This window comes from Vibrio sp. 10N.261.54.A5, from assembly GCF_041471145.1.
Lineage (GTDB): Bacteria > Pseudomonadota > Gammaproteobacteria > Enterobacterales > Vibrionaceae > Vibrio > Vibrio crassostreae_C.
This window is the reverse complement of sequence record NZ_JBFRNU010000008.1, coordinates 73707-98463: the sequence shown is the minus strand read 5'-3', so window position 1 is coordinate 98463 and position 24757 is coordinate 73707. Positions and strand designations below refer to the sequence as shown.

Annotated in this window: 17 protein-coding genes and 2 pseudogenes; 11 read left to right on the top strand and 8 right to left on the bottom strand. The window is 44.0% G+C overall.

Going from position 1 to position 24757, the window contains the following annotated elements:
* Nucleotides 1-104 precede the first annotated feature (104 nt).
* A complete protein-coding gene (locus AB4329_RS02435) occupies nucleotides 105-704 on the top strand; it encodes a LysE family translocator (protein ID WP_017071831.1) in 600 nt (199 codons plus the stop codon).
* Nucleotides 705-840: 136 nt separating this feature from the next.
* Here AB4329_RS02435 and ahpF read toward each other — a convergent pair whose 3' ends face one another.
* Both ahpF and ahpC read right to left on the bottom strand, forming a co-directional pair.
* Nucleotides 841-2433 (bottom strand): alkyl hydroperoxide reductase subunit F, encoded by a 1593-nt coding sequence (gene ahpF, locus AB4329_RS02430; RefSeq protein ID WP_102320539.1) that lies wholly within the window; start codon nucleotides 2431-2433, stop codon nucleotides 841-843.
* Between the two features lie 198 nt (nucleotides 2434-2631).
* Nucleotides 2632-3189 (bottom strand): alkyl hydroperoxide reductase subunit C, encoded by a 558-nt coding sequence (ahpC, locus tag AB4329_RS02425; RefSeq protein ID WP_016798107.1) that lies wholly within the window; start codon nucleotides 3187-3189, stop codon nucleotides 2632-2634.
* A 471-nt stretch (nucleotides 3190-3660) separates the two neighbouring features.
* Here ahpC and AB4329_RS02420 point away from each other — a divergent pair, with 471 nt between their 5' ends.
* The 6 genes from AB4329_RS02420 to AB4329_RS02395 all read left to right on the top strand — a co-directional run bounded on the left by AB4329_RS02420 (nucleotide 3661) and on the right by AB4329_RS02395 (nucleotide 10466).
* The gene (locus tag AB4329_RS02420; protein ID WP_372130812.1) at nucleotides 3661-4152 is read left to right on the top strand and encodes a VOC family protein; all 492 of its coding nucleotides are present in this window, start codon (nucleotides 3661-3663) and stop codon (nucleotides 4150-4152) included.
* Between the two features lie 304 nt (nucleotides 4153-4456).
* Entirely contained in the window at nucleotides 4457-5833 is a 1377-nt protein-coding gene (locus tag AB4329_RS02415) for a uracil-xanthine permease family protein (RefSeq protein ID WP_372130814.1), read from the top strand.
* Nucleotides 5834-6079: 246 nt separating this feature from the next.
* Nucleotides 6080-6571 (top strand): VOC family protein, encoded by a 492-nt coding sequence (locus AB4329_RS02410; protein WP_017069627.1) that lies wholly within the window; start codon nucleotides 6080-6082, stop codon nucleotides 6569-6571.
* A 336-nt stretch (nucleotides 6572-6907) separates the two neighbouring features.
* Nucleotides 6908-7333 (top strand): septal ring lytic transglycosylase RlpA family protein, encoded by a 426-nt coding sequence (locus tag AB4329_RS02405; protein ID WP_017068116.1) that lies wholly within the window; start codon nucleotides 6908-6910, stop codon nucleotides 7331-7333.
* A gap of 439 nt (nucleotides 7334-7772) precedes the next feature.
* Nucleotides 7773-8786, top strand: coding sequence for a manganese-dependent inorganic pyrophosphatase (locus tag AB4329_RS02400; RefSeq protein WP_017062680.1), 1014 nt, complete (start codon nucleotides 7773-7775; stop codon nucleotides 8784-8786).
* A gap of 465 nt (nucleotides 8787-9251) precedes the next feature.
* The gene (locus tag AB4329_RS02395) at nucleotides 9252-10466 is read left to right on the top strand and encodes a hypothetical protein (protein WP_133151379.1); all 1215 of its coding nucleotides are present in this window, start codon (nucleotides 9252-9254) and stop codon (nucleotides 10464-10466) included.
* A 699-nt stretch (nucleotides 10467-11165) separates the two neighbouring features.
* Here AB4329_RS02395 and AB4329_RS02390 read toward each other — a convergent pair.
* From AB4329_RS02390 to AB4329_RS02375, 4 genes and pseudogenes are all read right to left on the bottom strand, one after another.
* Nucleotides 11166-11402: pseudogene (locus AB4329_RS02390) on the bottom strand (transposase); the annotation flags it as partial.
* Between the two features lie 37 nt (nucleotides 11403-11439).
* Complete coding sequence (locus AB4329_RS02385) at nucleotides 11440-12231, bottom strand: hypothetical protein (RefSeq protein ID WP_102321375.1); 792 nt, start codon at nucleotides 12229-12231, stop codon at nucleotides 11440-11442.
* 597 nt (nucleotides 12232-12828) lie between these two features.
* A complete protein-coding gene (locus AB4329_RS02380) occupies nucleotides 12829-14079 on the bottom strand; it encodes a lipase family alpha/beta hydrolase (protein WP_372133327.1) in 1251 nt (416 codons plus the stop codon).
* 157 nt (nucleotides 14080-14236) lie between these two features.
* Nucleotides 14237-15474 (bottom strand): annotated as a pseudogene (locus AB4329_RS02375) (amidohydrolase family protein).
* Between the two features lie 262 nt (nucleotides 15475-15736).
* Here AB4329_RS02375 and AB4329_RS02370 point away from each other — a divergent pair.
* Nucleotides 15737-16225, top strand: a complete 489-nt coding sequence (locus AB4329_RS02370) for a hypothetical protein (protein ID WP_017068109.1) — start codon at nucleotides 15737-15739, stop codon at nucleotides 16223-16225.
* Nucleotides 16226-16324: 99 nt separating this feature from the next.
* Here AB4329_RS02370 and AB4329_RS02365 read toward each other — a convergent pair whose 3' ends face one another.
* Complete coding sequence (locus tag AB4329_RS02365; protein WP_372133330.1) at nucleotides 16325-18073, bottom strand: amidohydrolase; 1749 nt, start codon at nucleotides 18071-18073, stop codon at nucleotides 16325-16327.
* A 320-nt stretch (nucleotides 18074-18393) separates the two neighbouring features.
* Here AB4329_RS02365 and AB4329_RS02360 point away from each other — a divergent pair, with 320 nt between their 5' ends.
* On the top strand, nucleotides 18394-18912 hold the full coding sequence (locus tag AB4329_RS02360) for a lipocalin family protein (RefSeq protein ID WP_017060193.1): 519 nt from the start codon (nucleotides 18394-18396) through the stop codon (nucleotides 18910-18912).
* Between the two features lie 94 nt (nucleotides 18913-19006).
* Here AB4329_RS02360 and AB4329_RS02355 read toward each other — a convergent pair whose 3' ends face one another.
* The gene (locus AB4329_RS02355; RefSeq protein WP_004736309.1) at nucleotides 19007-19621 is read right to left on the bottom strand and encodes a TetR/AcrR family transcriptional regulator; all 615 of its coding nucleotides are present in this window, start codon (nucleotides 19619-19621) and stop codon (nucleotides 19007-19009) included.
* A 236-nt stretch (nucleotides 19622-19857) separates the two neighbouring features.
* On the opposite strand from AB4329_RS02355, the gene AB4329_RS02350 reads away from it, so the two are divergent.
* Nucleotides 19858-20970 carry an efflux RND transporter periplasmic adaptor subunit gene (locus AB4329_RS02350; RefSeq protein ID WP_372133333.1) on the top strand — a complete coding sequence of 371 codons (1113 nt, stop codon included), beginning with the start codon at nucleotides 19858-19860 and terminating at the stop codon, nucleotides 20968-20970.
* 8 nt (nucleotides 20971-20978) lie between these two features.
* Nucleotides 20979-24077: an efflux RND transporter permease subunit gene (locus AB4329_RS02345; protein ID WP_372133336.1), complete on the top strand. Its 3099-nt coding sequence runs from the start codon at nucleotides 20979-20981 to the stop codon at nucleotides 24075-24077.
* Nucleotides 24078-24757: the final 680 nt, after the last annotated feature.

Here is a 24757-nt window from a genome sequence, read left to right as displayed (position 1 = left end):
TTGCTCAAATTTGGATTAATATTAGCCTATATAGCAATTTAATTCCTAGTCGAATCTGTAAACTCTCTCCCTATAAATACTTTACTTATTAGGAGTGAGAGGAAATGAGCTCTCAATTAATGCTGGCGTTCTTGCTATTTTCAACATCAATTGCAATTACCCCTGGGGCAGGCAATATCGCATTACTTGGGATTTCAAGTCGTTATGGATTTGCTGCGACTTTACCTTTTATCTCTGGGAACGCTGTTGGCATCATCATCGTACTGGCGGGTTCTAGTGTCGGTTTGGTGAGCCTATTTACCCTTTACCCAGAGCTATACAGCATTTTGAAATACGCGGGTGCGGCTTATTTGCTGTTCATGGCGTGGTCGATTGCTAATATGCAAATCGAAGAAAGCACCACCGACAATCGTTCAGGCTTTGTGTCGGGTGTGTTGGTGCAGGTGTTAAATCCTAAAGGTTGGATAGCGTCATTAACCGTGTTTTCGCAGTTCATCACTCCGAATGCAGATTACTTGATTCAAGTCGTGACCATTATCGCGGGTATGGTGATTACCGGTGTACCGTGCATGTTGGTGTGGGCGTATTGCGGCACCATGCTTAAAAAGCTACTGCAATCACCAAAACAGATGATGTTTGTGAACCGTTGCTTGGGCGGAAGCTTAGCGATGGTGGTTGCCTTTATGCTTTATCAACCGGCGTAAATCACAAAGAAAAAAACCACTCCTAAATCCATAGGAGTGGCGTCTAAATGTCGACTAAGTCGTTAACAGTAAAGAATTAAGTTAACAAATATTTAAGGAGCTTGAGTTAAAAGCTTTAAGCTTTTCAGTGTAAAGGTTAAGCGGTTTCAGCCTCTTTAACTGGAGCTGAGTTACGGATTAGGTGGTCAAATGCACCTAAGCTTGCTTTCGCACCTTCACCCATCGCAATGATGATCTGTTTGTAAGGTACGGTTGTTACGTCACCCGCTGCGAACACACCTTTCATTGATGTTGCGCCATGAGCGTTAATTTCAATTTCACCGCGTGGTGAGAGCTCAACTTTCGAACCCTTCAACCATTCGCTGTTTGGCATCAGGCCGATTTGAACAAAGATACCTGCGAGTTCAATCTGTTTAAGTTCATCGGTGTTGCGGTCTTTGTATTCCAGACCGGTTACACGGTTGCCATCACCAATCACTTGCGTTGTTTGTGCCATCTTGATGATTTCGATGTTTGGTGTTGCGTTCGCTTTGTCGATAAGCACTTGGTCAGCGCGCAGTGTGTTCGCAAACTCAAGCACAGTTACGTGTTCCACGATACCTGCTAGGTCGATAGCCGCTTCAATACCTGAGTTACCGCCACCGATAACCGCTGTTTTTTTGCCTTTGAACAATGGACCGTCACAGTGTGGGCAGTAAGCAACACCTTTGTTGCGGTACTCTTGCTCGCCCGGAACGTTCATTTCACGCCAGCGAGCACCTGTACTTGTGATAACCGTGCGAGCTCGTAGTGTTGCGCCGCTCTCTAGCTCAACGTGGATGTAACCGTCTTCAGTGTCTTCTGCCGCAATGATGTTTGCAGCGCGCTGCTCAGTCATTACTTCAACACCGTACTCTTTTACGTGCTCTTCAAGGCTTGCCACTAATTTAGGGCCGGTGGTTGCTTTCACTGAGATAAAGTTCTCAATCGCCATGGTGTCCATCACTTGGCCGCCGAATCGGTCAGCAACCACACCAGTACGAATGCCTTTACGTGCAGCATAAATTGCCGCTGAAGAACCTGCAGGGCCGCCGCCGACAACCAATACATCAAACGGTGCTTGTTGGTTTAGGTTTGCTGCTTTCTTTTCCGCTGCGCCTGAATCAACCTTGTTAAGGATTTCAGCCAGTGACATACGGCCTTGACCAAATAGCTCACCATTAACGAATACACTTGGTACTGCCATGATGTCGCGAGACTTCACTTCATCTTGGAATGCTGCGCCGTCGATCATCGTTGTCTTAACCAGAGGATTAATCGCCGACATCATATTGAAGGCTTGAACCACTTCTGGACAGTTTTGGCATGAGAGCGAGATAAAAATCTCTACATTAAGCTCTTGATCGAGTTCTTTAATTTGCTCGATTACGTCCGCTTCAAGCTTGATAGGGTGACCACCACTATGAAGCAGTGCTAGAACCAGTGACGTAAATTCGTGACCCATTGGCAAACCGGCAAAACCGATCGCGGTGCCTTTCTCTTGGTTCACGACCTGCATGATAGGGCTGCGAGTGCTTGCGCTGTCATCGCGAGTCACTTCAATTTTATCGGTTAAAGACGAGATGTCATTCGCCAGATCTTGAAGTTTGTTCGCGGTGTCGCTGCCATCCAGGCTAAGCACTAACTGAACATTGGTTTTTAGGTTTTCTAGGTATGCTTTTAGCTGCTGCTTCATTGCTTGATCTAACATAATCGTGCCTGCTCTTAAATTCTGTGTCTTGGTATTGACCAATACCTTCTTGCTGAAAAAGGAAAATAAAAAGGGGGCGCAAGTCGGCAAATATTGTGGTGTTGATGTTTTGAAAGGGTGGCGCGCGACTGCCCTTTAGGAGGGGGGCCGAAGCGCGCCTGTAGAACCGTTTAGCTATTCTTGTTAGCTAGGCTTAGATTAAATCTTGCCTACTAGGTCTAGAGATGGAGCTAGAGTCTCTTCGCCTTCTTTCCATTTAGCTGGGCAAACTTCACCTGGGTTAGCGGCTACGTATTGTGCTGCTTTAACCTTGCGTAGTAGGTCTTCTGCGTCACGGCCGATGCCTTCAGCTGTGATTTCCATTGCTTGGATAACGCCTTCAGGGTCGATTAGGAACGTTGCACGGTCTGCAAGGCCTTGACCTTCACGCATAACGTTGAAGTTATTTGTGATGTTGCCAGTTTGGTCGCCTACCATGAAGTATTCGATAGTGCCGATTTTGTCAGAAGTATCGTGCCATGCTTTGTGAGAGAAGTGAGTGTCAGTTGATACTGAGTAAACTTCTACGCCGCGAGATTGAAGCTCTGCGTATTTGTCTTGTAGGTCAACTAGCTCAGTTGGACATACAAACGTAAAGTCTGCTGGGTAGAAGAAGAATACAGCCCACTTGCCTTTAACGTCTTGCTCAGTGATTTCTACGAATTCGCCGTTTTTGAATGCTGTTGCGTTGAATGGTTTGATTTCTGTGTTGATCATGATTTGACTCTCTTTCTAATTTATAGTGTTTAACGCTATCCCGCGTCGATGTAGATATATTGCATTGCCACCGAAAATTAGTGAAATCGGACATTTCTATAGATTCAATAGGCGAATCCTATCTTCGAAAGGAAAGGACTATCGGTAAAAGCTATCAACAAAAACGATTAACAAAAGCCATCAAACATCAGCAACCCCAATTTGAGTAGCTATGCTTTTTAGGTTGTTCTCTATTTAGGTAAGCAGTATTTGGTTCAGTATCTATGTAGGTAAGGGGAAGTACGGTTTCTTTACGCGAGTTGAGTTGAGTTGAGTTGTTATACCAATCTGTAAATAACAAAAAATTATCATTAATATAATTTATGATAATTTCAGTTAATCGTCACATCTCCATATACTCTCTTCATCGAAACGAAACATCGAAGCCAGTCTTCGAAACGCACAGAATTAAAAACGAATTTGGAGCAAGTTATGAAAATGAATCACGTAGGCATCATGGTTGGCGACATGGACAAAGCAGTCGAGTTTTACACTAAGGCTCTGGGTCTAAGAATCGTAATGAACAACACTAAGGTTTTGGAAGAGCGCGAATCAGCAATCGGCCGTATGTGTATCGCAGTATTTGGCGAAGGCTTCAAAGGCTTCAACATTGCACACCTAGTCACATCTGATGGCATCGGTGTTGAGCTGTTCGAAATGAAAGATCGTCAAGAGCGTCACGAAGTAGACTTCTCTCGTCTAGGCATCTTCCACTTCTGTCTGCAACTTCCAAAAGAGCAGTTTCATTCAGCTATTAAGCGCGTTGAAGAGTTTGGCGGTAAGGTACGTATGGACATTCACCGTTACCACCCAGAAGACGAATTAAAACAAGCACAAATGGTTTATCTAGAAGACCCGTTTGGCAACCTATTCGAGTTCTACTCTCACTCATACGAAGATACGTACGCGACTGATTACGAGTAATAGACGCCATCTACCTGTCGTAAGGTAGAAAACCGAAACACCCCCTAAAGAGGATTGGTAGAGATACCAATCTTTTTTTTGTGTCTGCGATATTGAGTGGAAGGTTACGGATAAACCAAGTCAAAGGAGTGCTTTGTGCTCTTCGTTGCACTAAAACAAGCCGACAGTGTTGCTCTATAGTGCAGCACTGGCTAAAGATGAAACTTAACTGATTGATAAGTATGATGTTAAACCATTGGCATATATGTTGCTCTATTGTCTTTATGTAAATTGTATACAATAAAAAATACATAAAGGAAGTCACATGGAACAGAACAGTGAATTGATCTACGGATTAGACGATCGACCATCAGTTAAAGCAGCCAGTTACGCAGCGTTGCAGCATGTATTAGCCAGTTTCGTTGGTATTATCACGCCCACACTCATTATTGGCGGTGTGCTTGGGTTGGGTGAGCACATTCCTTATCTGATCAGCATGGCACTCATGGTGTCTGGGGTCGGTACCTTCATTCAAGCGAGAAAAATAGGGCCAGTTGGTGCAGGGATGATTTGTGTCCAAGGAACCAGCTTTGCGTTCTTAGGATCTGTATTAGGTGCGGGCTTCCTTGTTAAAGCGAATGGCGGTGGTCCGGATGAAATGCTGGCGACCATTTTTGGTGTTTGCTTCTTCGGTGCGTTTGTCGAAATTGTCCTATCGCGTTTTATCGAAAAGCTGAAAGTGGTGATCACGCCCGTTGTGACCGGAATCGTTATCACCACAATTGGCATCTCTTTGATTAAAGTTGGCGTCACTGATATCGCTGGTGGTGTTGGTGCAGAAGATTTTGGTTCTGGAAGCAACCTGATGTTGGGTGCGATTGTGCTCGGAACCATAGTGGCACTTAACCTAAGCAACAACACCATGGTAAGGCTGTCGTCGATTTTAGTCGGATTGGTTGTAGGGTGGGGCGTTGCTATTCTGATGGGCAAAGCGTCGATGGTTTCTTTTGCATCTCAACCGCTATTGAGTATCCCTGTCCCATTTAAATATGGCTTCGCTTTTGATTGGCAAGCCTTCCTGCCTATCGCTTTTATTTACTTGATTACCGTTATTGAAACCACGGGTGACCTTACCGCCAACAGTATGTTCTCAGGGCAGCCAGTTAAGGGGCCAAAATACATCAATCGACTCAAGGCTGGCGTGCTAGGTGACGGTGTGAACTCGCTCATCGCAGCGGTATTCAATACTTTTCCGAACACGACTTTCAGCCAGAACAACGGTGTGATCCATTTTACGGGGATCGCGAGTCGCTACATCGGCTACTTCATTGCCGCGATTCTTTTTCTGTTAGGGTTATTTCCCATCTTAGGTGCGGTTTTAATGACGATTCCAAAGCCAGTATTGGGCGGGGCGACATTAGTGATGTTCGGTACGGTTGCTGCGGCGGGCATCAAAATCATCGCCAATGAAAAACTGGATCGCCGCAGAATTATGACGATTGCCATCTCACTAGGCTTAGGGCTTGGGGTGATGCTAGTGCCGGATTTATTGAAAGAAGCACCCAAGCTAGTGCAAAGCATATTTGGGTCACCTGTAACCATGTCTGGTATTGCCGCGCTTGTGACTACCGGGTTGATGTCTTTGGTGCCTGAAACAAAAGCCAAGCAGATTTCGAACGTCGTACAGACCAGTAAAGCGTAACGGGCTTCTTCGTGCTGAACTAAGGATGTTTAACTAGAGCCACATGACATATGTGGCTCTCAACTTTAACTTATTGTGTGACGTGTTGGCATCTCACTTAACTTGGTAAATAACATAAAATTATCATTAATATAAATTATGATAATTTCACTTAATCGTCGTATCTCCATATACTCTCTCCATCGAAACGAAACACCGAAGCGAGTCTTCGAAAAATACAGAATTAAAGAGAATTTGGAGAAAGTTATGAAAATGAATCACGTAGGCATCATGGTTGGCGACATGGACAAAGCAGTCGAGTTTTACACAAAAGCGCTAGGTCTAAGAATCGTAATGAACAACACTAAAGTGATGGAAGAGCGCGAATCAGCAATCGGCCGCATGTGTATTGCAGTATTTGGTGAAGGCTTTAAAGGTTTCAACATTGCTCACCTAGTAACATCTGATGGTATCGGTGTTGAGATGTTCGAAATGGTTGACCGTGAAGAGCGTCACAACGTTGATTTCTCTCGCCTGGGCATTTTCCACTTCTGTCTACAGCTTCCTAAAGAGCAGTTTCATTCAGCGATTAAGCGTGTTGAAGAGTTTGGCGGTAAGGTTCGTATGGACATCATGCCTTACCACCCAGAAGACGAACTAAAACAAGCACAAATGGTTTACCTAGAAGACCCGTTTGGCAACCTGTTCGAGTTCTACTCGCACACATACGAAGACACGTACGCGACTGATTACGAGTAATCGCGTTACTACCTTCCATAAGGTAGATAAACCGAAACACCCCCTAAAGAGGATTGGTAGAGATACCAATCCTTTTTTGTGTTTGTGTGCTTTTTAAGTGCTCCATCATGTGGTGGTGGTTAATAAATCAACAACTTTAAGGCGTTGTTAAAGTTGACGTTTTGAAGATAAAACCTTTCATGAATATGACTGAAGCGAGCGTGCTTCATGAAAACATTGCGCAATCACACTAGTGATAGCCTTCGCTGAGAACTCATAATACTCAGTTCAATACTGCTGAACCGCACTACAATGAAAATAGATAAACATTACATGAAGAAGATCTACTGAAATAGCATGAAAAAACTAAACCTTATCTTTGCCGCTTTTCTTATTACTTTGCTTGCCGGATGCTCGTCACATGCGGCCGTCGATACTTCAAAAACAAAGGGCTATGCCAATTCACATGCGCTTGTGGGAGTGGCTTCTTGGTATGGCGATAAATTCCATGGAAAACTGACGGCAAGTGGTGAAACGTATAATAAAAACGCCTATACAGCCGCTCACAAAACCTTGCCATTTGGGACTATCGTGAGAGTGACCAATACAGCCAATAACAAGTCAGTCGATGTCAAAATTAACGATAGAGGCCCTTACGTAAAAGGCCGAGTGATTGACCTTTCCCACAAAGCATTTTCTCAAATTGGTGACGTTAAGAAAGGCGTAGTAAAAGTCAAAATTGAGATTATTGATGACAGCAACACTTTTCGATACAAACACTAGAATCCCCTCATAACCTCCCCTTGGTTTACATCTCCGATCCCTTACTGTAGTGGGGAAGGGGAGAAACAGAATCTCGATATCGGTGAATCAATAGCTCATTTACGCTTACTCAATAAGGCTACTTAGTAGCCTTTTTGTGCCTTTCGATAATTCATTTTAATAAGATTATCTCATTTCTAGTATGTGGGTTGATGATGTTATGTGGTCAATAAATCAGTGTCTTAGCTTTCTTATCATTAGGGTTCATTGAAATTCATTGTGAAATAATGAAAAGCTAACCTAATCCAAGTTGAGCTTTGGTGTGATTAACAGTGAAAGCCTAAGGGCAATTACATTTAGTTACTTACTGAAGTAAAACTGAAATATTAGTTACACGGTTCTGAAATTTTTGGTGTTTAGCTTATGGGCTTCTATATCGCATTTAAATAAGGAAATACCCGTGAAGCTAACCCCTGTCGTTGCAGCCGTAATTATGTCTTTCAGTTCAGCAAGTTTTGCTTTTAGCTTGCAACAATCTGCCAATGAAAACAGTGAAGATCTCGTATGGACAGGGCACCTAAGCCCAGACAGCGACACGGTAATGTCTGCGATGCTCGCGGCTCATATTTATGGTGGTACGGCGACAGTGCCTGAGCCGATTAATCCTGAATCGACGTTTATCTTGAACTACTGTAATGCAGAATCTCCACGTGTAGAGACAGATTACTCTTCATACCGAGTGGGGCTGGTTGACTTCAACCAAGTGACTCAATTAGCACCAACTATTGATCAAGCATCCATTGTGGCAGTGGTCGATCATCATGCGATTGGTGGCTCTCCAATTAACACCCCGCAGATTGTCGAGATGGATATCCGAGGTTGGGGTTCAGCTGCAACTATACTGGCTGACAATGCTGAAAAGCTCGATGTGACATTACCTAAACACCTCGCTTGTGTTGGCTTGGGTGCGATTCTTTCTGACACAGTGGTATTCCAATCAACAACTACAACAGATCATGATCGTGAATACGCAGAGAAGCTGGCGAAGGTTGCAGGCATTTCAGATATCGAAGACTTCGGTCAACAGATGTTGGTTGCTAAGTCAGATCTTAGCCACCTTTCATCTGAAACCATTCTGACGCTGGATTACAAAAACTTTAAGTACGGTGGCAAACAGGTGGGTATCGGTGTTGCTGAAACACTAATGGCTCAACAACTGATTGACCGTAAAGACGATCTTCTAGCAGCAATGAAGACTTACAAAAAAGAGAACGGGCTAGACCATCTGTTCTTTTCAATCACAGATACCAAGAACAAAGAAGCGAACTTATTGTGGGTGGATGAAAGCGACTATCAAGTCATCAAATCGGCTTTCAACGCTGAACCAACAAGTGACATGCTGACTTTGGAAGGTGTCACTTCACGTAAGCGCCAGATTGGCCCTGCGGTTCAAAAGGCAATTGAGAGCTTGTAAGTAGAAAGAGAGTTTGGAGGGGATTGGTAGAAATACCAATCCCTTTTTTAATTATTGGGCGTCTAAATGGGATTTGGACAAAAATGTGCCAGCGATTTTCCTAAATTAATAATTCATGGATAAATTAAAGGACGGCAAATCGTTAACTTTATATCCGCTATCGGTAGTACTGCTCATACAACCTACCGTTAGAGGTGGCGCCCTTCAATAAATACTCGTTCCAGGTAAAAAGTTCACAGTGCCTTGGCATCCAATTCTCGCTGTTAACTGCTAGTAGACTTATAACCACTTATAAATTAACGATTTAATGGGTTCTGTTTATTATCGAATTGTGACTAATTCTGTAGACATAAAAACCAGGTTACATAATAATCTCAATCAAATTTCTAAATGGATCAACCAATACCTGCGCTCTCAACACTAGATGTTAAGTGGATATTCATTTCACAACGGTTGGAAAGACCATTGCGCAAGTTATGGGTAATGAATCAAATCGGAAACATCATCATGTCACTCTCCATCATAAAAAAACAAATAGCAATTACGTTGCTATTGGCGTTATCAGGATGCTCATCATCCGTCACATCTTCTAGTTCAACTGTTCCATCTGAACCTGTAGTGATCGACCGCAGCTTCAAGCCTGTAATTGGAGATAGTTACGACAATTACCTTGTGAATAGCGCTCTTTCCCTTGCTGCCTTTAATGTTGCTCAACAATACCCAAGCATCAATACTGCTCGAAATTATTACTATGATCTTTACAGTGATGATGGCTGGAAAATTAAGTTAAGAGTGCTCCGAGACGATACTGACGGAATTTATGCGTTTCAATATAACTTCACTGATGAGGATAAAGTTGTAAATCTTGGTAACTTACCAAGGCAACTGCAACTTGAATACAAAAAGGCGTTAGAAATATACACGCCTGAAATGCAAGAACTACATCAACTCGCAACAAAATACAGACAAATTTATCGCCTTGTGAGCGATGCCAACCCTGACTTAGAACTAGAATCGGAGGTTGATTTCTACAGCTTAAGCAGGAAAAGCTATCCATTCATATCATTTAATGCAAAGGACAATCTTAGCACTCAAGTATCGGATCTTTCTGAAAGTATAAAGAGTGGTGCTAAAGCTGATTTCATTGACGCTCTTAAGTCTGACCGTTTTGTCTTTTGCTCAGGTAACCCTGATAACTTAAAACTGTGCACCAACAAAAAACCAGTTGAGCTTTACGGACTAAAGATGGGAATAAGCAGTAGCTGTGAGCTAACAAACTCGAGAGATTATTTATCATCTAGTTCTCCTTTTTACAGCTTTAATAACAATGGCAAAAATCCGATTTTTATCAAAGAGCAGAGGTACATAAAGGGTAATAACCTCTCCCTTCCAAAAATCGATAAAGTTAGATTTGCTTTCCTAGAATATGGGGAAGGCAAGTGTGAAGATAGATTGGTTTTAATCGAGACCTCGTTTAAAACCCAAAGTGAGTCCGTCTTCCAAGATGTTCGAAATTTTGTTGCAAGAAAAAACTACAAAGAGACCGGAATGGACATTCCGTATAACAAATACCGAACAAGGAGTGTTGATTTCAGATCTCAACAAACTGACATTTCCGTTAACCTTTCATACGAAGATAAGTATATGACGCTTCGTTACAAGCATGACTCATATAATTAACGGTCTTAAGTACTCGATGACCAATCCTAGTCATCGACTACTCATAAAAACGTGCTAACGGGTTGCCTAATTTTGACAGCGCTCATGATCTTAAATATGAGCGCAACAAGTCAGATTTAGTAGGTAATTAATTGTAAGTAAATGAATTATGAACTGATCGGTTAGATCAATACTAGCAAAAGCACACGAAATAGTTTGTTCTTACATTGAGAACGTAATCAAGTAAAACTCATAGTAGGTAAAAGCGTGTTTGCTATCGTCGGTTCATATAACCTCTGCGGAATGAAATAGCAGAGGAAAAGTGATAACTTTTATTGAAAATGATCAGACTTTATTGGAATCCAACAAACTATATTGTCCTCCGACAACTCGAACGACATTCAAGCTTAATATTAGGTTTTGTAGGGAAAACGCACGCTCTCAGAATTGTGTAGTGTATTTGATCTAACAGGTTTTGGGGCAAAGGCTAGTTACAACAGTAGCTGAAACGTCTCTGGACATAAACGTTTCAGCGTCTTCGCTAAATTAAGAAATTATGGATAACTACAAGTATCGAAAGTTGCTTAGCTTGGTATTCAGCATTAATAGTGCCGAGCAAAAGAAAGTAGTAAAGTAGTGAGACAAAAGAATTTGATTGAAAAAATGGTCACTAAATGCAGAAAATGGATAGCCCTAGGGCGCGAGCATACTTTGATTGATTTATAACCCAAAGAAGACTCGAGCCCGATAATCATCGTTCCAACCAGCTTTCTTCAACTTCACTTTTTGGCTTGGCGCACCACAATCACATTACTTCAGCATGTTCATCACAAAGCGTCTAAACAGCGCTATATCTTCTACTGCACCATCTAACGTTATCCGTGAGCTATCATCTTTAAAAACAACATCTAAAACGTAATGCTGGTTGTTTTCAATACGCCAATGCTGACGAATATGTTAGTAGGGGCTTGAAGCTACTAAAAAACCTTTCGGTCTATCTATCGCAGACATACCAATTATCAGGATAATCCCAGATAGTGCTCTCCTTAAAACCTGATGCTGTCCATCCATCGCCTCCTAAGTGGGCAACATGGACTTTGATTTTTTTATCGGTGAAATCCTCGACAAACCCTGTATATTTTCCTTGATAGCTATACTTCGCGTTTTGGCAAATTCTTAGACCACGAGTTGAAAGCATTTGAATTCTATCTGCTTCTTTGCGCTGTTGTTCACGTAACGCTTGTTGCTTTTTCGCAATTTTTTGGGCTTCGAGAGCAGTTTGACGTTGCTTTTCAGCCGTCTCAATTTCAGCAGCAGTTTCAAAGCCATTATTTTTTGCGAGAGCAATCCACTTACTATCCTTTGTGTCTGTATCGTTTATGGGGGCAATAACCTCTGCATAAGAAGAAGTGCCAGTTGAGCACTGCATGTTACTTTGGGCTATATGCATTTTAAAGAGAGGGGTGTCCGAATTGGATTTTACGCACCATTGACCACGTAGTTCACCACCTTTGTTTTGACACAGATCCTTTAAGTCATCTTTAAGGCTGTAAAAGGCCGCTTCTGATACTGCACACCATGACTTTCGATATTTACGGAAATTATTTCCATCATCTCGACCGCCAACGAAAGCTAATGGGTTAAGTAAACCTTTTTCAGAAGCTGCTTGGTACTGTTCAACATAATCAATAGGGTCAGTAACGGAAGCATCAGGCATAGAAGCAAACTGATTTACACAGCCTGTGAGTGCAAGAGGCAAGGTTGTAAGAAGAAGTAATTTGTTCACTATGCATTCCTTGATATGAACGATTAAAATACTTGTAACATAACATGTTGTTTAATACTAAATCTATGAAGTAAATAGAAAAATAAAAATGTTAAACTTTTCTTGTTAACAATATTAAACAGCTTTGGTTCCTTCCTTACTGCTCTTCGGAGGAGCTGACTACATTCAGCCACTGCTATTAGAAAATGTTGGTCATTATGAATTTGTTTATTTTACGAAGAGCATATGCTCTAACAAGAAAAGGGGCAAATCCGTGTTAGTCCTACTAAAAATCCCCTCCTAGCCTCCCCTTAATCAGTATCTACAATCCATTGTGGTTCGTAGAAAGGGGAGGAACTGAATACAGATCGTTACATGTGCAGTTACACATTCAGCGCTAAAGAAGGTTCTCCCCCTCGGTCGTCAATCTAGAGGGGGGATAAACTTAATTGGAGGGGGAGTTAGAGGGGGTGGGTGTTCGAAATCAGCCCGAACGCACAGGATATCAATGCTCTCAATTCAGAAAAACATTACGCTTCACCCAAAAGATTGGAATGCCTAAGCGTTCCAATTTTAATATCTGATTTACCTACGCCGCCTAGTGCACCGAATCATAAATCAATGTGCTTCTTCAGCTCTTAACCAAAACTCGGACAGGTCTTCAAAAAGGTCATCGTTATCTAAGATGCTCAAATGGGTTTCGTTGTAGCCGAGGATTTGTGACGCGTGGAGTTGGGCTGGGCGCGACAATTGGCTTGATAAATTGATCACACCATCGTTGCTGTTGGTATTAAATAGGTCGCCCGAGTTATAACCAAAGGCTAAAAAGTGGGGAATGTGAATCTTACTGCTGTCAATTAATAAGTCAGCGATAAATTTCCCGTCTGGATTTAAATCAACCCATGCCGGCATTACTACGGGAGAGTACTCGACCCCTTGTTTAGCAGACTCGACACCACCAAACGGCGAAGATATGGTGGCTACGCTGCTTACAAAATCGCATAGCTGCCCAATACGGCACTGGCGAAGACTGTTGATGGCGACAAGCCCGCCCATACTATGTGCCACAACATGTAATTGTTGGATTTTGTATTCCGTTAACACCGTGTGCATGAGGTTATTCAGGCCTTTGGAGTTCAAAGCCAGAGACAAGCCTGAAGGATAGTTAAAGACCCAGATCTGATATTTAGATTGGTCGACTTTTTCAATCAGTGGGGCAAAATCTAACGCAGTGGCGTTGATGCCATGCACAAACAAGATCGGGATTTTGTTTGGGTCGAACTCTGACAGAAAGTAGAGCCCAGCGTTATCTTCGAGCAAAAAGGTCAGCGGCTGCCACATGCCGAGTTTGCCATTTTTTCTGTCAAAAGGTGGAGCTTCCAAGCTCACGACTGTGCCTATGTCGATCAAATCCAATTCGATTTTTAACAGTGAAGATAGTGAACGATCAACAAACGCTCTTGGGGCTTCACTCTCATTAACCGTTAGTGAGACTTCTATTGTTGATCTGTCTTGGTGATCACGTAGGTTGATTACACTGAAAGCTTCATCGGCTTGTAGGGTAAGGTCTTGATTCTTATCTTCAAAGATAAGTAGGTAGTGGATGTTATTCGATACATGTAAGTGAATACTGTCACTGTCTATGATGCCATCGTAGCCATCAACCTCGCCTTTGTTAATGTCTTTGATTTGTTCAATCACCACGGCAGAACCGGAGGCATGTTGATTCAAGGTAACCATGTATTGATTGGTTATGGAGTCGATGGCTTGTATCTCATTAGATAGATTTCTAAAGTTACCGCACCCTGACAGCAGTGAACTGAGTAATAGCACTGTGCTGATTAAGCGTGCAGTAAGTAATAGCTTCATTCTAATTTCATCCTTATCCCACCCCGATTTATCCATAAATCAATAACCTGAGTTTAATAGTAGCAATAAAACAGCGCTTAATAAAAAGGCAAGCAAACGACTATAAAGTTCGCTTGCTTGCCTGAGAGGTTTCATTACTTAGTGAGTATATTGAACACTAAAGCGTGTTTTTGTACACCTTGCCGTCTTTCATGATCAGTTTTTGTGTCTCTGTGTTTGCCACACAAGCAACACTGTCCAGTGGGTTGCCATCGATGATCAATAGGTCGGCATACGCGCCTTCAACCACTTGACCAAGCTTGCCTTCTTGGTACGGGTGTTGATAAGTCGACATCTCGAACAAACGTCCACAGTTTGATGTCGCCATGCGAAGCGCGGTGATGGTATCGAATACTTGCTCAATCGCACCAAGTTCATTCAATTGTGTCGCATGAACGTTGGTTTCACCCACACAGTCGGTACCAAAGGCGATGTTTTGGATATCGTATTTCTTAATCAGTTCTGCCGACTTGAACATGGCTTTACCTACGCGTTCTGTTTTGCGGTATGTCTCTTCGTTTGGTAGTGGGATCTTACGCTCTGCAATCAATGAAGAGGTAAAGTAAGAAGGAATCACCCAAATGCCTTTCTCTTTAATGATCTCGGCAATGTCGTCGTCCATGATGGTCGCGTGTTCGAAAGACATCACGCCCGCTTCAGCTGCTCGGCGCAGCGACATAAGTGCCGTAATCTGAAGCGGCATCAACCGCAGCTTTCATCTCTTCAGATGTGAACTGCAATGTGTCTAGCGGATCAAACGTTGAAGATGCGCCACCACCCGCCATGATCTTGATTTGGGATGCGCCCATAAATAGCTGTTCGCGAACCGCTTTTAAGACTTCTGAACGACCATCTGCCACTTTCATTGCGCCAAGCTTCCTCATAGGTGAGTCTTCATGGCCGTTTGCTAAACGCTCTTGTGCTTGGTTTTGACGGTAATCGGAGTGACCACAGGTTTGTGAGATAGCTGCCATTGAAGGCAGAATACGTGGGCCAGTGGCATAGCCGTTGTCGATACTGGTTTTTAAGGCCAAGCGTGTTACCTGCTACATCACGAATGGTGGTAAAGCCACGCATTAACATCTCTTCAGAAATCTTTGCTGAGCGAATCGCCACTTCTTCACGCGTCATGGTATCAATGACATTGACGCGTGAAGATAAAGTGATATGAACGTGCGCATCAATCAGGCCTGACATGACCGTGCCACCTTGAGCATCAATCGTTTCATCGGCAATCGTTGGGTCAATCTCTCCAATCTGAGTGATCAAGTTATCTTCGATGAGGATTGATACGTTCTCGATTAAGTTGTTATCAACACCGTTAAATACGTTCGCGTTAGTGATTAGTTTTTTCATAATCTGCACCTTTTGGAAATGAGTGTGTGTCGCTGATGGAGTCATCTTATGGGGCGCAGCATTTGAAGAATGGCCATTTGGTGACAGTGATGAATTGGGCGTGTTTTTGCTATTGCTATAAGAGAGGCAAAGGGGATTTTTGTCGAATCATTAATTTGAGGAATGAATGTTGGCGATGTCATGAAATGGTAAGTTTTGCTTCGATTCGAACGCTAAGATGTATTTCAAATCAAGGCGACTTATCAAATTAGAGAGAGACAGAATGACTAAATCAGACAAAGTTTACGGGTTCAACACACCACAACGTCTATTCGTAGGTTACACGTTAGCCGTGCTGGTGGACTTAGTAGTGCTTAACTTCTTCGATGAGTACTGGGACTTCGTCAACATTGAGTCTTTCACTATATCTTTGATTGCGGCGTTGTTGTTGCAGCTATTATTGAAGCTCTCTATTGGTTTAGAGCACAAGATTGCTGAACACTTCAAAAGCAAGCCGGGCACTGCACCTAAGGTGTACCGAGCAATCACCACTTACATTATCTTGGTGGGCTCAAAATTCGTGATGCTAGAAGCGATTAACCTTCTGTTCGGAGATAAGGTGAGTTTTACAGGACCTTGGGGCGGCGTGGTTGCTTTCTTCGCTGTGGTATTTACGATTCTGGTTGCTGAAGTGATTGTATCGAAGATCTACTTTGCTCTGGATGACAAACAAGATTCACATGTGAAAGCGCTTAAAGAGACCAACGCGTAACAGAACTAAAATACAGATGTGAATAACAGACGAGCCAGTTGAATAAGCTGGCTCGTTTTCGTTTGAGTTGCGATAACCAATTCGATACGCGAATTGGCTCTATTTTTCGTAAACCACGTTCCCGCGTAACACCGTCATCAACACCTGAGTTTTGGCGATTTGTCTTGCTGACACTGTGGTGATGTCGCGGTCGAGAATGGCGAAGTCAGCGGATTTTCCTACCTCAATAGAACCTGTTACGTCTTCAATCCCAAGACTTTTGGCGGCATTGAGCGTGTAAGCGTCGATGGCGGTATAGATATCGGTTAGGCCGGTTTTGCCCATGATTAAGCTGTTCGCGATGCCGACCAATGGGTTGATGTCGTGTACGTTCCAATCACTGCTTAAGGTGATATTGGCGTCGGTCTTGAGTATTGCATCGAGGTTCATCATGGCTTTGGCACGGCGAGCACCAAGGAAAGCTTCGGCCCATTGGTGTTGATGACTTGCAACGTAATCAGAGCCAACTTGGAAATCTGCAGTTACATCTAACTGGCGAAAGCGTGGCACATCTTCATCATTGATTAATTCGACATGGGTTAGGGTGTAGGGTTTGGTTGAACCTTGTTTGCGAATACTTTCTATCGCATCAAGAGATTCACGAACCGCTCCATCACCAATCGCATGAATGTGGGCGCTAAAGCCGATTTTCTCGAGCGCAGTTAACCATTCTTTCATTTGTTCTGGCGGAATATAGTTCAAGCCATTAGGAGACTGGGGTAGATAAGTATCTAAGTAGGGCGCGAGTGTTTTGGCGGTGCCATTGATAAAGATGCCATCACTGTACATTTTCACCTGATCGACAAGTAACAGATGGCTTTTATCGTCGGAATGCATTTTCTCAAAGACTTCTAATTGAGAAGACATCACCATCGATGGGTACACCCAAGGGCGTAGCGATACTCGCGCCGTTAAGTCTTGATTTTGCTCGGCCTCTAGCCAAACGTCATACCAACCTCGTTTCCAATACATGCGACCGTCGCCAATGGTGGTGATGCCGTGGGTTGCCGCTTCCTCAAGCCCGAACATTAACCCTTGGTAGCTTTGATCAAACAGTTCGCTTTGGCTGTTCCAAGCCATCTCCATCAGTTGATCGCCAGCATTGTCTAATAAGATGCCATTGAGCTTACCGCTGTCTTGGTCTTTTAAATAAGCGCCACCTTGTGGATCTGGCGATTGCTGGCTGATTCGGGCAATTTTCAGTGCTTTAGAGTTGGCCCACATCGAGTGTGAAGTCTGCTCCATGATCACCACTGGGCGATCCGGGAAGATGCTGTCGATGATCTCAAGTGGTGTGTATTCAGAGTCGCTATCGAGCGTCGCTTCCAAAGAAAAACCATAGCCCATAAGCCAACCTCTGCCATCGGTATCAGCATTGATCTTACACGCTTCTAAGTAAGGGATTTGCTCTTCTAATGTGGCTTCAGAGTCGAGTTCACAATTGCCACCCAGCTCTGAGGCGGCTTCAAACACATGGTTATGGTTGTCAATAAATCCCGGAAGGACAAAGGCATTGTCTACATCAATGACATCAGTGCTTTGCCCTTGAAAAGTTTGCGCCTGTGATTGGTTACCAATGAAGATGATCTTGCCTTTGTAGGTAACGATCGAGTCCGACTCACGATGCCCGTATATATCAGCATTGATAAAGATCTGGTCAGCACTTTGGTTATGAACAGATGTTTGCGCTTGAACTGGTGTTTGTGTTTGAACAATAGTGTTGGCTTGTGCAAGCACCGGCGCTACGGCCGATAAGCTTGTGAGTAATGCTATCCATGCAGTACGTGGCAGAGTGAGCTTGTTATTCATTATTATGTCTTCCATGTTCCACGGTTTAGTAAGTATAGAAAGCGAGTGGCGAGAATCATATCGTGAATTTTTAATAATAAAGTGTCCTTGGTTGCTCTCTTGTTTGAATGTAATTCCAGTGCCTTTTGAGGTGGTTGTGGGAATACAGCTCGTCAATAAAGGATTGCGAACCCATTCGCAGACTAAACAATTCACATAAGGTTCTGAATAAATTACAGTTAAGTGAGCTATAAAAATGGATTTAACGTATTACCAAGGATGTAAGTTTATGTTTTCACGAGACTTACTCGCATTACTAATAAAAACAAGTCGAGGTTAGGATGAAAAAAATATTATTGCTGCTTAGCGTGATCTTATTGGGTGGTTGTGTTGGCATGCCCGAAACGGTTAAGCCTGTTCAACAGTTTGAGTTGGAACGATACCTAGGGAAATGGTACGAAGTGGCTCGTTTGGATCACTCGTTTGAGCGTGGCTTAGACAACATCAGCGCTGAATACAGCCTTCGTGATGATGGCGGCGTGAAGGTGATTAACCGTGGTTATTCGGCGGAAGAAGGTGAGTGGAACGAAGCGGAAGGAAAAGCGTACTTCGTTGAGGGCTCTGAACAAGGCTATTTGAAAGTGTCTTTCTTTGGCCCTTTCTACGGCGCTTATGTCGTGTTTGAATTAGACAAAGAGGGCTACCAATACGCGTTTGTTTCTGGGCCCGACACTGATTACTTATGGCTACTCGCAAGAACGCCTGAAGTCGCACCAGAAGTGATGGAGAAGTTTAAAGCCATGTCGAAAGAGCGTGGCTTCAATACCGATGAGCTGATCGTTGTGGAACATACCCAATAAACCGATCGCTGTTATTGCTGAGAGTGACTGATGATTGATAAGGCACAGAGGATGAATTTCTCTGTGCCTTTTTTATTCAAAGATAGAGCTACAATTAACGAGGCTGGTTGCCGTTCAAGAATAGCGCGACACATTCGCGAGTGTAGTGAAGTCTTTCTTCTTCAGATTCTCCGCTATCGTGTCCGAAGAATCCCCAATACGCCGATTTGCCGTGAAACATCAGCAACAGTTGGCGTGCTGCAATGACTGGCGAGCTTGATGTCGACAGTGTGAGATCACCAGAGTCTATTTTCGACTGCAAATAATCAGCAAGTAACTTGGTGGTTTTCTGAGGCCCAGTTTCTAAATAGATAGAGGCGATCTCTGGATGCGTATTCGCTTGGCTAATGGCATTTTGAAAGGTTTGTCTAGATTGTTCATCAAGTAATAAATCCTGAAACTTCACACCAAATTTCACCAACTCATCACCCACCGCAGCATCCATATCAAAGGCAGCAGGACTGAGTTCTCGCTCCGCACACTTGGTTTGCATGCAGGTTTCGAAAAGTTCGTCTTTGTTTTTAAAGTGAGAGTAGACCGTTTGCTTGGAAACGTTCGCTGCTTTGGCTATCTGGTCCATATTGATCTTGAAGCCATGTTCAGAGAAAAGTTGGCTGGCTGCGGTTAAGATCTGCGATCTCTTCTGTTCACTCTTGATGATTTTAGTCACGTGCTTGCTTCTCGTTACTTAGTGTTGTCTCGTTACCTAGTTTGTCTCTTTGCTTGGTGCCTGTTGGTGCTCAGTTCTATGTGTCTCGTTTTACGCTAAGCATTATGCTTTTTGTGATGGTTTTATCAATCATTAACGATGAAACTTATTTTTAACACAATCAAACTAGACAGTCTAGTTTGATTTGGTTAGTCTAAAAAAAGAACATAATTGAGTACCGCATAGGAACAGTACGTATGTATAAATTGATGAAGGGAAGCGCAGTGGCAGTGGCGTTGTCGGCTTTTCTTGTTGGATGTGGCGAAAAGGAACAAGCCCAAGAGTCGGTTGATTCAACCTCTGAAACGGCATCGAGCGTCCAAACTATTTTAACCGTGGAAACGATGGCCTTGGCGCTGTCTTCCTCTTATGCAGTACAACGCGAATATGTCGGTGTGGTTAAGGCGGGTCAACAGGCCAATTTAGGTTTCGAGTTGGCCGGAAAAGTAAACGAGATTCTGGTGGATGTCGGTGACACAGTCACAACGGGTCAGCCGTTGATCAGACTGGATACCCAACTTTTGGAAACCGAGTCTAGCCAACTGAAAGCGCAGGCTGAAGAAGTCAAAGCTCAATTGAGTTTGGTGGCAGCGAACCTTAAACGTCAACGTTCATTGAAAGCGAAAGGCTTCAGTGCCGAAGCGGAGATTGATTCTCTCACCAGTGAGCAACGCGTATTGCAGGCTAACTTGCTACGCATCGATGCATCGGTAAAAGGCAACGAATTGAAATTAGTGAAATCGACAGTGCTTGCGCCTTATTCTGGCACCATCGCAACCCGCTATGTCTCGCTCGGAGATGTGGTGAATGTCGGTAATCCCACTCTGACACTGCTCGCTTCTGAGGGCAAAGAGGCCTTCATCGGTATTCCTGCTCACCAAATGCAAAAAGTCACCTCACTTTCTTCGCCTAGCATCCGAGTTGGGCGCACAGATTATGCCGTGGAGCTACTGAATCCCGGCGCAATGGTCGACACTCAATCTCGTAGTGTCGGTTTGCGTTACCTGTTTCCTGAAAAATCGTCGGTATTAGAAGGGCAACTTGCCTATCTTAAGTTTGATGAACAGATTGAAGAGCAAGGTTACTGGGTGCCATTAACGGGTTTGATTGACGGCCTACGCGGTGTGTGGAACATCTTTGTGATTGGTGAAGACAACAAAGTTGAGCGCCGAAGTGTTCAAGTGTTGTTTGCCAACAATCAACAAGCGTACGTGAGTGGGGCGATTGAAGACGGTGAACAAGTCATTGCCAGTGGCTTACATCGCTTAGTTCCCGGCCAAATCGTGAAACCAGTCAGCGCGGCTGAGTAGGTAATAGTATGAAAATAATAGAGACTATTTCCAACACTCGACTGCTTATCTTGATGACCGCGCTGCTGATGGTGAGTGGTATTTCGGCGTTCATGACGTTGCCACGTGCAGAAGACCCAGTAATCATCAACCGTTATGCGAACATCACAACCAGTTTCCCCGGCGCCAGTGCCGAACGCGTAGAAACCTTGGTGACTGAGGTTATCGAGAATAAGCTGCGTGAACTGAGTGAAGTTAAACTCGTGAGCTCAACCTCTAGGCCGAGCGTATCAATTGTTACGCTAGAGCTTAATGACACCATTACCGAGCCAGAACCGGTCTGGTCCCAAGCTCGCGACAAGTTATCTGATATCGAATCCATTTTGCCTGCGGGTGCTCAATCGCCTGATCTCGATAGCGACCATACCTATGCTTTCACGACCATCGCATCTCTAACTTGGTCTGGTGCAGGCGAGCCTGATAGGTTAACGCTGGGCCGTTATGCCAAAGAGCTCGCCAAGCGACTAAGAACTTTGTCGGGTACTGAATTCGTTGATGAATACGGGATGCCGCAAGAAGAGATTCAAATCAGTTTACGTACGGCCGATGCCGCTGCTCTAGGGCGTTCAAGCGCCAATATCGCTGAATCGCTCGAAGGGGCAGACGCCAAGAACTCGGCGGGTGAACTGGTCAGTGCTTATTCTCGCTTTGGCTTAGAAATTAAATCTGAACTGGATTCCATTGAACGCATTAAGCAAGTGCCAATAGCCACTGATAGCAAAGGTCACATCATCCGTATGGAAGACATTGCTTCGGTGAAACGTGGTGAGAAAACCCCACAAGACCAGATTGCTATTGTTGATGGTGAGCCGGGTGTGATTGTCGCGGCAAGAATGCACCCTGATCTGCGAGTTGATAACTGGACGTCGCGAGCTAATGCTCTGATTGGTAAATTTGAGCAAGAGTTACCAAGTAACGTTAAGGTGACAGTGCTGTTTAATCAGCAAGGTTATACCGAGACTCGCTTAGACGATTTAGGCAAAAGTTTGATGATCGGTTTCGGTCTGATTTTGATTGTGCTGTTTGTCACTTTAGGCGTGCGTGCCGCGATCTTAGTCGCCATTTCTCTGCCGTTAACCTCATTATTGACCTTGTCGATCATGAAAATGACCGGTGTACCGATTAACCAAATGTCGGTGACAGGCCTAATTGTGGCGCTCGGGATCATGGTTGATAACGCGGTGGTGATGGTCGATACCATTCAAGCTTATCGCTTGAAAGGGCAACAGCGCGCTGAAGCGACCATGAATGCATTGAAGCATTTATGGGTGCCGTTATTAGGCTCAACCTTAACTACCGTGTTGGCGTTTGCTCCGATTATCTTGATGCCGGGTGCATCGGGTGAATTTGTCGGTGGTATTGCGATTACCGTTTCTTTCTCATTGATCGGCTCTTACATCATCTCGCACACCTTAATCGCAGGCTTAGCGACCAAGTTATTACCGAAACAACTCAGCGACGTTGATAAGAAAGGGCGGCACCATTGGTACATGACGGGTTTGAGAATCCCGGCTTTGACGCGTTGGTTTTCGTCTTCTGTTCGCTTTGGCGTCACGCATCCAACCATCACGATTGCTTTGGTGTTATTGGTACCGTTTACCGGTTACTGGAGTATGTCTCAGCTGACTGAGCAATTCTTCCCGCCATCAGACCGAGACATGTTTGAGATTCAGGTTTACATGCCGCCGCAAGCGAGCATTTACGCCACCAAAAACACCTCTGAAAAAATCGACGATATCATTCATCGTTACCCTGAAGTGGAGCGTATCGATTGGCTCGTGGGCGCAAACTTCCCATCCTTCTATTACAACCTGCAAGCAAGGCAAAATAACGCGCCGTACTTCTCGCAAGCCATGGTGAAAACAGAGAACTTTGATCAAGCCAATGCGCTGATTCCTGAGTTGCAAAAGATGTTGGATAACGAGGTGCCGGAAGCACAAATCTTGGTACGAAAGCTTAATCAAGGGCCTCCATTTACCGCGCCCGTTGAACTGCGAGTGTATGGTGAAAACCTCGATACGTTGAAAGCGATTGGTGAGGATGTGCGATTGATTTTGGCGGGTGTTCCTCATGTGACGCACACAAGGGAAACGCTGCAACCAGGTACGCCGAAGGTGTGGTTGAAGGTTGATGAAGACACCGCAAAGCTGAATGGTATTTCATTGAACCAGTTCGCAGGTATGCTGCAAACTACGCTGACAGGTCGTGAAAGTGGCTCTGTGATTGAAGGCAGTGAGTCGGTACCAATCCGTGTTCGTGTGGCAGATGAGGCGCGTGAAAACTTGGCTCACTTAAGCAATATTCGTTTGCCAATCAGTTCAGATGTCTACTCGACAGGTATTAACGTATCGACACTGGCCGAACTGGAATTGACGACCAGTCGCGGTGCGATTACTCGTCGTAACGGGCAGCGTGTGAATACCATTGAGGGCTACATTGAAGCGGGTGTCTTGCCTCAAACCGTGCTCAATGAATTCCAAAAACGCCTAGAAAACTATCAGATGCCATCAGGCTATACGATTGGTTTTGGTGGTGAATCTGCTGAACGAGATAATTCAGTCAACAGCCTGATCTCGAATGTCGCAGTCGTGGTGGTATTGATGGTGCTGGTGGTGGTGATGTCATTCAACTCGTTCCGAATGAGCAGCATCATCTTCATGGTAGCAGGATTGGCGGGTGGGCTAGGGTTGTTGTCGGTGTGGATTTTCGGTTACCCATTTGGTTTTACGGTGATCATCGCGATGCTCGGGATTGCGGGCTTAGCGATTAACGCTGCCATTGTCATTCTGACCGAATTGAAGTTAGACAAGGAGGCTTCCTCTGGGAATGTTGATGCAGTCGTTGATGCTGTTATGTCGTGTACTCGTCATATCAGCTCAACCACGATTACAACCGTGGGCGGCTTTATGCCACTGATCATTGCTGGTGGTGGCTTCTGGCCTCCATTTGCGGTCGCGATTGTGGGCGGTACCGTATTAACCACCCTTATCTCGTTCTACTTTGTACCTGTGGTTTATCATTTGATGACTCGAAATCAGCGAAAATCCATGACTACTCAAGCGGCATAACTGTTTTTCAATTTAACGTCTCTTCAATTTGGCTACTCTTTAATTGCCCATAATCGAGCCGTATCTGGCTCGATTATGGTGTGGTTATTCTCGATAAATTCATCCCAATTCCTACCTTTTTGTTGTGCTTTTCACCGCTATTACGCCCTCAATTAGTCAAATTATCCTTTCTGTTAGTCATTATATTCTTTCAATTCGTTACATTAGTGCATAGATGAATGCTTGATTATCTTGTTGGTGAATGAGTGGGTGTTTTGAATAATCTAACCAGTGAATACCTTGTAAATGGTATGTGAATTCACAATTTTGACGGGCGTCACACTTCTATTTATTCGCTCTTTCTAATGTACCTTGAACTTGCCCCGAGCTTTGGTGGTGAGCGAGTGTTTATCTACTTTTTCTAAATCCCTTGTCAGTACTGGCTCCATCTGTGTAGCACGCTATTGATGTGTGTCTTAATCGCTTACTGCTTCTTAGTTTTCGTCTTCATAAATGGAAGGTTAGTTTCCAAGTTTGTTTGGTGAGCTTTCAATTTCAACTCTTCATAATGCGCCGAATGTAACAATGTATTTCAAAGTGTAATAATTAAGTCATGTTTTCTGCGTGGTTTTAACCCAGCAGTAACGAACCTTATTGCATTGCTTTTTGAGATGCGGCGTTTCACATGCTCAACACATAAA

Coding starts and splice junctions, on each gene's coding strand:
- AB4329_RS02435 (WP_017071831.1), top strand. CDS start 105: ATGAGCTCTCAATTAATGCTGGCGTTCTTGCTATTTTCAACATCAATT.
- ahpF (WP_102320539.1), bottom strand. CDS start 2,433: ATGTTAGATCAAGCAATGAAGCAGCAGCTAAAAGCATACCTAGAAAAC.
- ahpC (WP_016798107.1), bottom strand. CDS start 3,189: ATGATCAACACAGAAATCAAACCATTCAACGCAACAGCATTCAAAAAC.
- AB4329_RS02420 (WP_372130812.1), top strand. CDS start 3,661: ATGAAAATGAATCACGTAGGCATCATGGTTGGCGACATGGACAAAGCA.
- AB4329_RS02415 (WP_372130814.1), top strand. CDS start 4,457: ATGGAACAGAACAGTGAATTGATCTACGGATTAGACGATCGACCATCA.
- AB4329_RS02410 (WP_017069627.1), top strand. CDS start 6,080: ATGAAAATGAATCACGTAGGCATCATGGTTGGCGACATGGACAAAGCA.
- AB4329_RS02405 (WP_017068116.1), top strand. CDS start 6,908: ATGAAAAAACTAAACCTTATCTTTGCCGCTTTTCTTATTACTTTGCTT.
- AB4329_RS02380 (WP_372133327.1), bottom strand. CDS start 14,079: ATGAAGCTATTACTTACTGCACGCTTAATCAGCACAGTGCTATTACTC.
- AB4329_RS02370 (WP_017068109.1), top strand. CDS start 15,737: ATGACTAAATCAGACAAAGTTTACGGGTTCAACACACCACAACGTCTA.
- AB4329_RS02365 (WP_372133330.1), bottom strand. CDS start 18,073: ATGAATAACAAGCTCACTCTGCCACGTACTGCATGGATAGCATTACTC.
- AB4329_RS02360 (WP_017060193.1), top strand. CDS start 18,394: ATGAAAAAAATATTATTGCTGCTTAGCGTGATCTTATTGGGTGGTTGT.
- AB4329_RS02350 (WP_372133333.1), top strand. CDS start 19,858: ATGTATAAATTGATGAAGGGAAGCGCAGTGGCAGTGGCGTTGTCGGCT.
- AB4329_RS02345 (WP_372133336.1), top strand. CDS start 20,979: ATGAAAATAATAGAGACTATTTCCAACACTCGACTGCTTATCTTGATG.